We start from the raw sequence: 13635 nt of genomic DNA, 5'->3' as shown, positions 1-13635 counted from the left end.
TTTGGGCTGTGTCGTGTACACTAGTATAGTAATGATATTGACATATGGGGGAATGGAAATGTATCCAAGCAAGCAGTTACTGGACAACTATGCGGAGCTAGCCGTTAAGATAGGTGTGAATGTTCAGCCGGGGCAAACGGTGGTCGTTATGGCACCGATCGTGGCCGCTGACCTGGTACGGTTAATCACGCTGCATGCCTACCAAGCGGGTGCACATAATGTCTATGTAGAATACAATGATGATCAGCTGTCCAAAATTAAATATCATCATGCCCCGGAAGAGGTATTCGCGGAATATCCGGAATGGCGTGCGAAGGCGATGGAGGAATACGCGGAAATGGGTGCGGCCTTCATCCAGATTTATTCTCCTGACCCGGATTTGCTCGACGGCGTTGAGCCGACGCGGATCGCGACAGCAGCCAAGACAGCGGCTACCGCACTAAATAAATACCGCAGCTATCTGATGGCGCATCATAATGCCTGGACGTTGCTCTCGTATGCTACTCCAGAATGGGCAAGCAAGGTGTTCCCAGGTGAGAGTCAGGAATCTGCGGAGCAGAAGCTATGGGCCCGCATCATCGATGCGACTCGTATGGATCATGAGAATCCTGTTGAAGCCTGGAACCTGCATAATGCGAAGCTGAGTGAAATGGTGACTTTCTTGAATGACAAGCGATACAAGCAGCTGCAATATGAAGCGCCAGGTACATCGCTGACGATCGAGCTTCCAGAAGGTCATGTCTGGCTTGGCGGCGCCAAGGAGAACAGTCGTGGCGTATGGTTCAACCCTAATATTCCGACAGAAGAAGTCTATACACTGCCGAGCAAGAACGGAGTCAACGGAACGGTTCGCAGCACGAAGCCGCTGAACAATAACGGTGTTATTATCGACGGGTTCTCGCTGACCCTCAAGGATGGCAAAGTCGTTGATTTTAGCGCGGATAAGGGGGCCGAAGCCCTGCAGAAGCTGCTCGATACTGACGAAGGGGCCAGACATCTGGGTGAAGTTGCACTGGTTCCGCATGACTCGCCGATTTCGAACTCGAACGTGATTTTCTATAACACTTTATTTGACGAGAATGCATCCTGCCATCTGGCGCTGGGTCAAGCCTATCCTGTTACTCTTGAAGGCGGCACGGACATGGATGAACAAGAGCTGGCCAAGCATGGGGTGAACAAAAGCCTGATCCATGTGGACTTTATGATCGGAGACGCCGAGCTCTCCATCGATGGCATTACGCAGGACGGTCGTAAAGAAGCCATCTTCCGCAAGGGGAACTGGGCATTTTAATAACAAAGTTTTAGCGGGTAAGGAAGTGATCTAAGTTTGTTCAATCTAACAGATTGTATCGGATTTATTACCAATACGGCCTCCAAAAAGATCGTCGACGCCTTCAACGCGCGATTACGGGACAACAACATCACCCGGGTCAAATGGATCGCTCTGTTCTTCATTGGGGAGGAGGATCATATCTCCCAGAAAGAGCTGGCACAGAAGATGAATGCCAATGAATCCTCCATAGCCCGATTGCTGGAGCGGATGGAGAGGGATGACTTATGCATCCGGGAAAGAGACACGTCGGACCGCAGAATAATCAGAATCAGCTTGACCGCGAAGGGAGCGCAATTAAGAGCGGAGCTGCTGCCGTTGGGACAGAATTTCCATGAGGACGCGACGCAGGGGATCGCTGCGGAGGATTTGGAGATTTTCAAGAACGTACTTGAGCAAATGGTGGCGAATGTAACCCCGAAGGAATGAGTTTCCTCGGGCATCTCAGCTAAGTTTATTGGGAATCCGCCAGAGGCAGAGGTAAAGGCAAATACAATAAAGGCAATCTCAACCGGCGCCGTTGATAGCACCGTGAGATTGCCTTTGTCATGTTAATCGAGCTTAATAAGGCCCGTCGTATGCAGAAGAACCAGAAAAACAAGGATTGGCGCAACATACCGCAGCATGAACAGCCATATCTTGAACCAGCCCGACTTCAGGCCAGCCGCTTCCGCAGCGCCTTTCCAGAAGTAGCCGGCAAATAGTGTCGTAATCAGTCCGCCGATCGGCAGCATAATATTGGAAGTAATGAAATCCAGCCAGTCGAAGAAGTTCTTACCGCCTAAATCAGATAAAGCAGGCGCAAGGCCGAAGGAAAACGCAGATGGCAGCCCGACCAGCATAACCAGAATACAGATGATAATAACGGATTTCGTACGACTCCAGCCCCAGCGATCCATCGTGAAGGAGACCGGTACTTCCAGCAGTGATACGCAAGACGTCAGGGCTGCAATAGCCAACAGGATGAAGAACAATCCTCCGAAGAAGGCCCCAAACGGCATCGCGGAGAAAGCTGCTGGAAGAGCGATAAACACCAGACTTGGTCCCGAGTCAGGCGCAATGCCGAAGGAAGCGGTCGTCGGGAATATAATCAGTCCGGCAATAAAGGCATAGATCAAATCTCCGGCCCCGATGGCCAGCGTAGCAGATCCGAGCGATTGACGCTTGTCCACATAGGCTCCGTAAGTGAGCAGGATGCCCATGCCCAGTGACAGCGAGAAGAAGGCATGACCCAAGGCGACTAAGGCTGATTCAGGCCCGAGCTTGGAGAAATCAGGATTGAGGAAAAAGGATACACCTTCACCCGCTCTCGGTAGAGTCACAGCCCGAATCATCAAGCCGATCAGTAGAATAATAAGTCCTGGAATGAGCACTTTGTTGAATTTCTCAATTCCGCCGGAAATCCCTTTAGCCACGACAAGGCCAGTAATCAGAATGGCCAGCGCTTGCCAGACAATCGGCATATATCCGCCGATGAAGGAGCTGAATTGTCCTTTGAAATCAGCGTTGCTGTACAACTCGCCGCTGAAGGATTGAACTGCGTAGTTCAGCGTCCATCCGGCTACGATAATATAGAAGGTGAGAATCAGAAAAGGAGCGATAACTTGTAATAAGCCAAGCCGACCGAAGATTTTGGAGCCGCCAGCTTTGACGAAAGAAGTAGCTGCGCTGCCTCGGCCTGCGCGGCCAATGGCCAGCTCAGCCAGCAGAACGGGTAGACCGATGATGAAAAGGCAGATGATAAACAGCAGAAAGAAAGCGGCTCCGCCGTTTTCGCCAGTAATGTACGGAAATTTCCACATGTTGCCGAGTCCTACGGAACTGCCGATGGCAGCCAGAATAAACCCTGCTGAAGAAAAACGATCTTTTTTTCCTGACATTGCTGGGCTTTTTTGCGGTGTTGTCATAGAAGTTCCCCCAGTTATATTAAATATCTACTTATTATATTTCATTTTTACTAGAAAACCAGATGAAAATGTTTCAAAAAATAAAAAAATTGTATTTTTATACGCCGATTCCTAACATCATTTAATATGTAAGCCCTTTATATTACAGATTTGAAGCCTAGTTATAATTGATCTATAATCAGTTCAAATGATTCTTCATGCTATGAATCTATCATTTGGAAGAAAGAGGGACTTACATATTCATGCGAAACAGGAGGGGGAAGCATGCCCAATACCGTGTTGATTTGACGCATACTGCCTTATCATTCTGGATGTTATGCTGCCGGGGATGGATGGGTTTCAGGTTTTATCCGAAATCCGCAAAAGCAGTACAGTTCCAGTGCTAATGATGACAGCCAAAGGCGATGAGATCGATAAGGTGACGGGTGGAGAGAAGAACAGCCCTTCCGTTTTCCCAGTGGGAAGCGAAAGGGCTGTTTTCGCGTTATTTGGAGCGAAGTTTATCTTTTGGGATACACCGATCAAGCGGCAACCCAAACATCCAATTCTATTTTCAACTCAGGTAAACCTAATCCTTTAATATAAGCAATCGTCATTGAAGGGGCGTAGCACCGAATACTCTATTCCATATTTTATCGAAATGATCCCAATCGATCTCTTCCGTTGCCCAGATGTTGATTTTAATAACATGATCGGGCGTTAAATTCTGAGAAGTGAGGATATATTTAAAAGTGAAATCATCTACAAGCGATACACAGTTTGAAGTATAACATGTAACATCAAAATAATACACGAACATATCGAAATATTGCACACTGTGGAAGCGCTTTTACCACTAAGATTTAAAGCGAAGGTACTTAATGAAAGGTAGGGGGATGCGAAATGAAAAGGTTCAAAATGCTATTGATCAGCTTCCTTGCGCTTGCATTGATGGCTGGGTGCGGCTCTAGCGGGGGAAATACGGTGGCAAAGGATCAGGCAGCAGGTAATACAGATGGCAATCAGGCTGCATCTCAGCCGAAAGAAGAAAACAAGGATCAGGTTACGATCAAATACTACACTTGGTACAATGGTTCGCAATTTGAGGATATACAGAAGATTGTCACTAACTTTGAGAAGGAGAATCCCGATATCCATGTAGAGCCGATTCAGCTTGTAGATAACGCCAACAGCACTGACTTCTATAAGAAATTGGATATTATGAGTGCGGCGGACGATCCTATTGATGTGATTCAATTCTCTCATGTCGATTTTATTATCGAGCGGGCAGCACGAGGCGTCCTGGCTCCGATCGACGATTACCTCAAGAATAATAATATCGACCCGACTAATGACTTCTACGTCAATCCGGTCTATCAGGGCAAGGTCTACGGTCTGCAGGATATGGCCAGCCCTTGGGTCGTAATCATCAATAAACAAGCACTCGATGAAGCCAATCTTCCGATTCCGGAATGGGGTTGGACCTGGGATGATTTCCGCGATTATGCGAAAAGACTGAACAAAGGTGAAGGAGCAGATAAACAATTTGGAGCTTACTTCCATACTTGGGGAGAGTATGTGGGCTTCCCGGCGTACTCCGAAAAGCCACATCCGTATCTGTCTCAAGATCAGCAGCCAATCTTCGACGATGAATCCTATAAGCAATTCTTCGAGCTACGCCGTGCTATGGAGAAGGACGATAAATCCGTTAAGCCGTTCTCTGAAATCGTCGGTGCCAAGCTTCATTATGCCTCAGAATTTTTCAGCGGGAAGGCAGCTATGGTACCTACAGCGACATTTATTGTCGGAATGATTAAGGATCAAGAGAAATATCCGCATGATTTCCAGACGGTCTTTGCACCCCTGCCTCGCTCATCGGAAAGTGTAGAAATCGGATCTTCTTACATAGGCGGGGATTACCTATCGGTGGGGGCTTCTTCCAAGCATAAAGAAGAGGCTTATAAATTCATTGAATATGTGGCTATGCAGACCGATGTGATCCGAGACTTCCCAGGCTATAAGAAAGCTGATGCTGGAAAAGTAATACAATCTCTGGTCGGCTCGGACGCAGCGCTGATCGAGGAGGAGTCCTTGAAGGCGACAGTCTTTGACAGCAGAGCGAAAACGGTCTACGACGCGAACTGGACAACTGATTATGCAGGGCAAATGAAGAAGGTTATCGAGGATGGCTTCAGCGCTTATATGCTTGACAACCTGACGTTTGAAGCTGCTCAGAAGCAAATGATGGATGATGCCAATAAAATTATCAGCCAAGCGAGAAATTGAATAGATAGACCGATTGATAGATTGGTATACTGAAAAGGCGGCCACTGAGGCGGCCTTTTCAGGCTTTCGGTTGCATCGGAATTGAGATCGGAGTGAGGCGAAAAGCGCATGTACAAACTTTTTAAACGGTCGTTCTATATGCGAAATCAGCTAACTTTGTTAATGTTTATTCTACTTCCGCTGTCCATCGTTTCATTTACGGCCTTCTTCTTGATCAAGGATGTCGTAATTGACAAGGTGCAAAGCTCGCGTCAGAATGTAGTCGATGTGATGGCTGGAGACATGGAAAAAAGCGTGGAGGACATTATTTACGCTTCAAACTTATTTAGATTTAATGCGCTGTATGATGATTTGCAGGTGTTTAAAAACGTGGACCAGATTGATTCATCGGAGGATTATAAGCGATATGAGCGGATTTCCGACATGCTGAATCTGGCCTTTTCCAAGACTTCAGGTTTGAAAGCGCTTGTATTCTATGTGAACAAAGCCCAGTTTCAGATTGGAACGGCTGGTGCTGATTACGAGGCCAATCACAGGATCGAGGCGGTGACATCGAAATGGATGACTGAACAATGGAAGAGAGAGACTGATCCAGAGCGTATTTATTGGTTTAACGTACCTGTAAAGAAAGGCGATTTGTACGATATCGATGAATCGACGTATCTTTTTGTGAAAGTGATCAAAGAGCATAACGGTAATGATTACTTGGGAGTGCTGTATGTGGCGGTTTCGCACAGGTATTTTTACCAGCTGTTCGAAGGCATTGGGGCAGGGCAGATCGGCTTATATGAAGCAGATGGGACTCCGATTCTTCTATACCCGCAGCAATCAGAGCTTGAATCCGTCCCTGGAGTTATCGAATTGCAATCAGACATTTCAAAGACGGGCTGGAAAGTGGGTTACCGTTTCTCACCTAAGGAGATTATGGATGAGATCACGAACATATTTTTTCTGTACGGGCTTGTACTCGGCGTATCGATCCTGATCTTTATCACTCTCTCCATCGTCCTGGCCAAACGGATTCATCGGCCATTATTCAAGCTAAGGAGAATTGCGGAGCAATTCGGGAGCGGAAATCGGCTCGTGCGATTCCCTGCCAAGGGCTCCGACGAATTCGGGGTTCTAGGCAGCGCCTTTAACAATATGCTCGATCAGATCAATCAGTTGATCGCTGACGTCGAGCAGGAGCAGGAGGAGAAGAGGATCATTGAGCTGCAGGCTCTGTTTTCCCAAATCCGACCTCATTTCTTGATAAATACGTTAAATTCCATCAAATGCGATCTGCTGCTAGCGGGGGATTCCATTCGGGGTCGGCAGGTCGAAGCTCTTATGAGTCTTTTAAGAGCTTATATGCGGGTGAACGATAAGAGTACGTTAAGCCAGGAATGCAAGCTGCTCCAGGATTATATCGATATTATGAAGGTCAGAAGCCGATTGCGGTTGTATCTTATCGTAGAGCTTCCGGAACATCTAGAGTCATTTGAAGTCCCCCGCCTTATTCTTCAGCCGTTGGTAGAGAATGCAATTGTACATGGTTTTGCAAATCCGCCTGATTATGCAGAGATTGAGGTTCAAATTAGCGAGACAGAGTCAGGCGTAATAATAGAGGTAAAAGATAACGGGATCGGTATGGAGGAGGGCCAAATCGATCGGCTCAGATCAATACTTAGGGGGGAAGTGCAGGTTGAGGAAAATCGCAGGGTCGGATTGTTAAATACGCTTCGGCGCTTGCGTTTAACTTATGGGCCGGATGCGACAATGGATATGCTGCGAAATGAGGAGGCTGGAACCACCTTTATCATGTTTATACCCAAGCTAGAAGAGAGCAGTCGACCAAAAGATCAGGCCGGATATATCGTTGTCGATGAGGATATTTGCTCAGGGTAACAATATTTCACATACGAGTATAAATCGTTTCCGTCGGTTTTACCGTAATCCATTATCATACTCTCATAGATACATATAGATTGAGGTGAGGGATATGGCAATGGCTTCGACGAAAACAGATGTTGACAAAGGTAGGAGGATTTTTTGGACAAACTCGCGTAGGGAATCATTAGTTGGATTTTTATTTGTTGTCCCAGAGATTACGGGGATTCTGTTGTTTGGTGTTTTCTCGCTATTCTTTTCACTTTATTTAAGCTTTACAGAGTGGAATCTGGTCGGAGGATTCGATGCGATTCATTGGGTCGGGCTCGATAACTACAAAGCGATTCTCTCTGATGCGAAATTTCTCAAAGCGTTGAAGAACAATCTGCTTTATTCGGTCATTCTTGTTCCGGTAAGCATGCTGCTCGGATTGATTCTGGCTGCGGTCATTAATTCGAGGGTATATCTGAAGGAACTGTTCAAGGTAGTCTTCTTTATCCCGTATATTGCTACAACTGTAGCAGTTGCAACCGTGTTCAGCATATTATTCCACCCTACCCAGGGGGCAATCAACAACATCTTGATGACATTAGGGATGAGCGAGCCTCCGGGGTGGCTGGGCAGCACAAATTATGCTCTTTGGGCGATTATTATCATCGCCGTGTGGCAGGTTCTCGGCTACAATATGATCATTTACCTGGCTGGATTAACGAACATTCCAGATGAGTTGTACGAAGCAGCAGAAATCGACGGAGCTGGGACATTACAGAAGTTTTTCAAAATCACGGTTCCTCTGCTCGGACCGACAACTTTCTTCTTAAGTATTACGGGAATAGTCTCTTCCTTCAAGGTGTTCGATCTGATCGCTTTTCTGACATCTGGAGGTCCAAATAACGCGACAAATGTATTGGTTTATTACCTCTATGAGGAAGGCTTCCAAAATTTCCGAATGGGCTACGCTTCTGCATTGTCTATGGTGCTGTTCATGATTATCGCTATTATTTCGATCATCACATCACGTATGCAGAAGAACGAGTTCTAGGAGGGAAGACCGATGAAAAAATTGCGTTTAGGTAAATTGATAACTACTGGTATAGTCGGCTGTTTTTCTTTATTGTTCATTTCGCCATTGATTTGGATGTTATCTGCAGCTGCCAAATATGAAGTGGATGTAATGAAATTTCCTATCGAATGGATTCCTACCAAGTGGAACCTGATCGAGAATTTCAAAACCGTCTGGCTCGGCAATGTGCCCTTCGGCTTATACTACTTAAACTCGCTGAAACTTGCGATTCTAATGACCATATTGACACTGCTCTTCTCATCTATGGCCGGGTATTCGTTCGCTAAATTGAATTTCCCATTCAAAAATGGGCTGTTTGTACTCGTGCTTTCATTCTTTCTTATTCCGCAAGAATCGACTTTAGTTCCGAGATATATCCTTATTAAATGGTTTGGGCTATATGATACGCATTTTGCGCTGATCCTGATGGGAGCGTGTTCGATCCCGCTGACATTCCTAGCGCGCCAATTTATTAAGGATATTCACACGGACTATATCGAAGCCGCAAAGATCGATGGCGCCGGGCATTTGCGAATTTATTGGCAGATCATTCTGCCGATGGCCAAACCGATCCTGGCTACTGTAGGTATTCTAAAGTTTCTCTGGACATGGAATGATTACCAGAACCCATTAATTTTCCTGATCAGTAAAAGCAAGTATACCGTTACGCTTGGAATACAGTCGTTCGCTTCACAATACGGTACAAGCTATGCAGTGATTATGATGGCTGCCTTATCAACGATTTTGCCAATTCTTATCGTTTTCGTACTCCTTCAGAAGCAAGTAATCAATGGAATTACGATGGGGGGAGTCAAGGGATAGATTCACAGCAGATGTGGAGGGAAGCTGCATGATATATCGGATGATGCTGGTTGACGATGACGTTCCTATGTTAAGTTATCTGGAACAGTTACTGCCATGGGAGGAGCTTGGTCTGAGAATAACCTCTTCTACTTACTCTAGTATTCAGGCATTGCGTTTGTTCAAAGAGAAGGAACCGCAATTGGTTATTACAGATATAGGTCTTCCGCAGATGGATGGAGTCGAACTGGCTATGGAGATGAAGAAGATCAATCCGGATGTCCGGATTATCTTTCTAACCTGTCACGAGGATTTCTCTTACGCCCGCAAGGCGGTGCAGATCAGCGCGGACGATTATTTAATCAAGGATGAACTCACTTCTGGCAAATTAAAAGAAAGCGTTCTCAAGTCGGTGTCGCATCTGGACGAACTAACGAGCCGCATGGAGCAATTTTCGGATCGGATAGAGATTCAGCGGCATAAGAACTTGCTTAAACAGTCTTTTATGAAGCAAGTTTTGTCTGGAGATGACTCGGATTCGATGAAACAATTGGGCTTGAGAATAGGGGTGGTATGGAAAAAGGACTATTTTCTGATGGCGCATGGCATATTCAACTACGCTTCGTTTGCGGCGCACTACAGTTTCAAGGATCTGCCGCTGATCCGTTTCGCTATATACAATATTGCGGAGAATTTGGCTCTGGGTATTGATGGAGTGTCCGTATTTCAAGACGAAGAAGGAATGATTCTGCTGATCTATAATTACGAAAAGAATCTTGCTATAAATGCCTGTGAACGATTCGCGCAATATACCGACCAAGTTCATCAAGCGGTTCAGCAGTATATCAAGGTTCAAATACGAGTTGTTGTTAGCAATCCGTTCCAAGGTGTGAAATCGATCGGTGCGATTCATTCCCGTTTGAAGCAATATGATTCAGATCTGTATTATGAGTCAGAGCCCTCGGGTGCTATGCAGGATTGGAAACCAGCCGAGTGGCTGAGAACGCCACATATGACGACAGGCGTAAGAGCTTCATTCTTGGCCGCAGCTAGGGAAGGAAACCCGGAGTTGTTACTGGAATTATTTGATAAATCCTTGACGGAAATGAAGGAAAACAGGGTTTCTCCCTCCAGGGGACGATCAGAAAGCTCACAGATGGTTCGTATGATTGAATTTGAGCTCGGTTATCAGGGAGAATCAGAGTCCTTCCACTACTATTTCTTGCATTCTGGGAGAATGGAGGAGACACTGGAGCTGATCCATATGCGGATTGAGCATGTCATGGGACTGGCAGAACACTCTGTCATGATGTTCTCGAAAACACCCAGGCTGAAAGTCATAGAAGATTATGTCATAGAGCATATATCGGAGAATATTACAGCCGTTACGATGGCTAGTCATCTGTATTTGAATCCGAATTACTTCTCTCGCTACTTTAAGAAATTAACGGGCATGAATTTCACCGATTATGTACATAGTCTGAAGATGGATATGGCGGCGCAGATGATTAAGAACGATGTAGGCAAGATTGAAGTGATTTCCATGAAATTGGGCTATTCGGATCGAACTTATTTCTCTAAAGTATTCAAAAAATACAATGGAGTAACTCCAAGCGAATATAGACATTAAGACGGGAAGGTATAGCCTGAAAACATATTAAGGGGTGCTTGTATGGATAAGAGTATTATTGAGCAAAGAACGGAACGTACGCAGTGGTTCTTACACGACCGATTTGGGATGTTCATCCATTGGGGATTGTACGCAATTCCGGCAAGAGACGAATGGGTGAGAAGTCAGGAAAAAATGTCATTGGAAGATTATCAGATTTATTACGATGAATTCAATCCAGATCTTTATAATCCGCGAGCTTGGGCGAGGATAGCTAAGCAGGCAGGCATGAAATATGCGGTGATGACGGCGAAGCATCATGATGGCTTTTGTCTGTTTGATAGCCAGCTAACTGATTATAAATCGACGAATACGCAAGCCCAAAGGGATCTCGTTCGAGAATTTCTGGATGCTTTTCGCGCGGAAGGATTGAAGGTAGGATTATACTATTCTTTGCTCGACTGGCACCATCCTGATTATCCGGCTTATGGAGATCTCCATCATCCGATGCGCGACAATCCCGATTTCAAGCGGAATCCGGATAGCCTCAACGGATACTTAGACTATATGCACGGCCAAGTTCGAGAATTGCTCACCAATTATGGCAAGCTGGATATCATGTGGTTCGATTTCTCATATGACAATATGCAAGGGGAAGCTTGGCGTGCTAGTGAATTAATGGAAATGATCCGCTCACTGCAACCACAGATTATCGTGGACAATCGCTTGGAAGCCAGCGGCTCGATCGGCGGAAGTATATACTCCAATAATCCCAGCTTCTACTCCGGGGATTTTGCTTCACCGGAACAGATGATTCCGCCCCAAGGGGTTATGAATGAAGCGGGTGAATCCATACCCTGGGAAGCATGTATCACGCTCAACAATCATTGGAGCTATTCCTCGAGCGACCAAGTGTATAAAACAGCGAGAATGGTCATTCGCAAGCTGGTTGAGTGTGTTAGTAAGAATGGGAATCTGCTATTGAATGTAGGACCGAATGCTAGAGGGGAAATTCCGGATAAATCGATAGAAATTCTAAAGGAAATCGGTTCTTGGATGCGGCGTAACTCGGAAAGTATCTACGGGTGTGGCGAAGCTGGGATAGAGAAGCCGGAGTGGGGACGTTACACGAGGAGAGGCGATAAGCTGTACGCTCATTTATTTGAAGAAAATGTAGGTGCGATACATTTACTAGGCTTAGCTGACCGGATCAAGAAAGCGCGTATGCTGGCAGACGGTTCCGAGGTGTTGATCGGACGTCCATGGAACACAGTGCTCTATCCCAACGATGCGTTTCTATCCTTGTCTCGACCCGAACACTATACATTTCCGCTTCCAGATGAAATAGATACAGTCATCGAACTGACTTTAGTGGAAGAGGAGTTATGTTGATCGGAGACAAGCCGGGATACGGCAGGAACCACAAGGAGTATGCGGGAAATTTCCTTCAATATAAAGTACCGAAAAGCACCCCAAATCGGGTGCTTTTTTATGCCCACTGCGTTATGGTTGTGTGATTCTAATAATTGAATGTGAGATGTAATACGCGTAATGATACGATACGTAATCCGGTAAGAAATCCTCGCTATTATGTGGGGATTCTGTGTTGAGATACATTTTCGTACAAAAGTTGCACATTATAGTAGATTTTCTGCACGCTCCGAAAGAAACTATTTCCTATTATAGTTATTGAAACAAAACGCCTGCATAAGTCTTCTGGGGGGTGCATTTCTTTGTCTAAACGCTTGTTTGTCCATAACAAAACTAAAAGAGTTACATTGGTTTCTTTCGTTGGCGTCGTTGTCGTAAGCCTTATTTTCTTAGGTTTCATATTAATAAATCCGGTAAACAGATCTCCTCAGGGTAGCGACTTATTGATCATTGACGGATTTGGGGTATCCGAACAGGAGTTTCTACTATTTTTATATGATGAACGTGCATTAACCGCTAACACTTTTTTTCAGAAATATGGAGCTGATGCCGACTCTGAATTTTGGGATCGCAAATATGACGGGCAAACTCCCTTGGAATATGCCCGCAACAGCGCGCTTGAAAAGCTGGAGATAGCCAAAATGGAGGCTATCATTGCCGTGGAATATGGGCTGATCGACAAGGATATCCGCTTTTCTTCCATCATGAATGAACGGGAAATTATGAATGCCGAGCGCGAACGCATGCTGAAGGATGGCAAGATGTTTTACGGCTTGTCTTCCTTTGATGAGTATCAATACTATAACTATATCAGAAACAATGTTTGGTCTGAGCTCGTCAAGTGGTACTTGGATACAACGAAGGTGACGGAAGAAGAGTTATATCCAGTTTACGAACAGAACAAAGATATGTTTACGCTGGGTATTGAACTTAAATATATGATGCTGCGGCAGGACGGCTCCACTGAAATGTTGACTCAGACGGAGAATGATATTCCAAAGGGAGATATGGAAACGCTTAATACTTGGTATGAATTGAACGAGCTGGAGGCGGGGCAGCAGCTGAGTAAAGTTGAATACAAAGGTGAGATCGTCGATATATTGCTGATGTCTAGAAAGGAAATGGGTTATAAGCCTTATTCGGAGGTTAAACAATCTTTACTGCAAATAAATGCGGAGAATCAGCTTCAATTGATGGTGAAAGAACGCGTTGAAAAGGCAAAAATACACATCGACCGACAGAAATTTAATTCTATCCGATTTTAAAACTCATCTATCAATCGGCCTAAAATCAAGTATCTACTCAGCAATCTTTAGAAGATTGAAAGGGAGGAGGTGAAAAAGGCATATTACGAATCTTA

General features: G+C 45.3%; 10 protein-coding genes and 1 pseudogene. 10 read left to right on the top strand and 1 reads right to left on the bottom strand.

Annotated elements, in window-relative coordinates; translation table 11 throughout:
- Window positions 1-52: 52 nt before the first annotated feature.
- Together BFJ94_RS06840 and BFJ94_RS06835 are read left to right on the top strand one after the other, a co-directional pair.
- Complete coding sequence (locus BFJ94_RS06840; RefSeq protein WP_438803709.1) at window positions 53-1291, top strand: aminopeptidase; 1239 nt, start codon at window positions 53-55, stop codon at window positions 1289-1291.
- Between the two features lie 36 nt (window positions 1292-1327).
- The gene (locus BFJ94_RS06835) at window positions 1328-1759 is read left to right on the top strand and encodes a MarR family winged helix-turn-helix transcriptional regulator (protein ID WP_120461986.1); all 432 of its coding nucleotides are present in this window, start codon (window positions 1328-1330) and stop codon (window positions 1757-1759) included.
- Between the two features lie 122 nt (window positions 1760-1881).
- Here BFJ94_RS06835 and BFJ94_RS06830 read toward each other — a convergent pair whose 3' ends face one another.
- Window positions 1882-3237 carry a sodium-dependent transporter gene (locus tag BFJ94_RS06830; RefSeq protein WP_120461985.1) on the bottom strand — a complete coding sequence of 452 codons (1356 nt, stop codon included), beginning with the start codon at window positions 3235-3237 and terminating at the stop codon, window positions 1882-1884.
- Window positions 3238-3541: 304 nt separating this feature from the next.
- On the opposite strand from BFJ94_RS06830, the pseudogene BFJ94_RS06825 reads away from it, so the two are divergent.
- The 8 genes and pseudogenes from BFJ94_RS06825 to BFJ94_RS06785 form a co-directional block, all read left to right on the top strand.
- Window positions 3542-3664: pseudogene (locus BFJ94_RS06825) on the top strand (response regulator); the annotation flags it as partial.
- Window positions 3665-4119: 455 nt separating this feature from the next.
- Window positions 4120-5502: an ABC transporter substrate-binding protein gene (locus BFJ94_RS06815; protein WP_120461984.1), complete on the top strand. Its 1383-nt coding sequence runs from the start codon at window positions 4120-4122 to the stop codon at window positions 5500-5502.
- 108 nt (window positions 5503-5610) lie between these two features.
- Window positions 5611-7389 (top strand): sensor histidine kinase, encoded by a 1779-nt coding sequence (locus BFJ94_RS06810; protein ID WP_120461983.1) that lies wholly within the window; start codon window positions 5611-5613, stop codon window positions 7387-7389.
- A 100-nt stretch (window positions 7390-7489) separates the two neighbouring features.
- The gene (locus BFJ94_RS06805) at window positions 7490-8413 is read left to right on the top strand and encodes a carbohydrate ABC transporter permease (protein WP_120461982.1); all 924 of its coding nucleotides are present in this window, start codon (window positions 7490-7492) and stop codon (window positions 8411-8413) included.
- A 12-nt stretch (window positions 8414-8425) separates the two neighbouring features.
- Window positions 8426-9256, top strand: coding sequence for a carbohydrate ABC transporter permease (locus BFJ94_RS06800; protein WP_120461981.1), 831 nt, complete (start codon window positions 8426-8428; stop codon window positions 9254-9256).
- A 28-nt stretch (window positions 9257-9284) separates the two neighbouring features.
- Complete coding sequence (locus tag BFJ94_RS06795; protein WP_162944211.1) at window positions 9285-10865, top strand: response regulator; 1581 nt, start codon at window positions 9285-9287, stop codon at window positions 10863-10865.
- Window positions 10866-10907: 42 nt separating this feature from the next.
- Window positions 10908-12236 carry an alpha-L-fucosidase gene (locus BFJ94_RS06790; RefSeq protein ID WP_120461979.1) on the top strand — a complete coding sequence of 443 codons (1329 nt, stop codon included), beginning with the start codon at window positions 10908-10910 and terminating at the stop codon, window positions 12234-12236.
- A gap of 482 nt (window positions 12237-12718) precedes the next feature.
- Window positions 12719-13540, top strand: a complete 822-nt coding sequence (locus BFJ94_RS06785; protein ID WP_120461978.1) for a hypothetical protein — start codon at window positions 12719-12721, stop codon at window positions 13538-13540.
- The last annotated feature ends 95 nt before the right edge of the window (window positions 13541-13635 follow it).

The sequence above is a fragment of the Paenibacillus aceti genome, from assembly GCF_003614185.1.
Lineage (GTDB): Bacteria > Bacillota > Bacilli > Paenibacillales > Paenibacillaceae > Fontibacillus > Fontibacillus aceti.
The sequence above is the reverse complement of the archived record's forward strand: the minus strand, read 5'-3'. Positions and strand labels throughout refer to the sequence as shown.

Bases quoted from the DNA above. Each gene is read 5' to 3' on its own strand.
- BFJ94_RS06795 (WP_162944211.1), top strand. From the start codon at position 9,285: ATGATATATCGGATGATGCTGGTTGACGATGACGTTCCTATGTTAAGT.
- BFJ94_RS06810 (WP_120461983.1), top strand. From the start codon at position 5,611: ATGTACAAACTTTTTAAACGGTCGTTCTATATGCGAAATCAGCTAACT.
- BFJ94_RS06805 (WP_120461982.1), top strand. From the start codon at position 7,490: ATGGCTTCGACGAAAACAGATGTTGACAAAGGTAGGAGGATTTTTTGG.
- BFJ94_RS06800 (WP_120461981.1), top strand. From the start codon at position 8,426: ATGAAAAAATTGCGTTTAGGTAAATTGATAACTACTGGTATAGTCGGC.
- BFJ94_RS06830 (WP_120461985.1), bottom strand. From the start codon at position 3,237: ATGACAACACCGCAAAAAAGCCCAGCAATGTCAGGAAAAAAAGATCGT.
- BFJ94_RS06815 (WP_120461984.1), top strand. From the start codon at position 4,120: ATGAAAAGGTTCAAAATGCTATTGATCAGCTTCCTTGCGCTTGCATTG.
- BFJ94_RS06840 (WP_438803709.1), top strand. From the start codon at position 53: ATGGAAATGTATCCAAGCAAGCAGTTACTGGACAACTATGCGGAGCTA.
- BFJ94_RS06790 (WP_120461979.1), top strand. From the start codon at position 10,908: ATGGATAAGAGTATTATTGAGCAAAGAACGGAACGTACGCAGTGGTTC.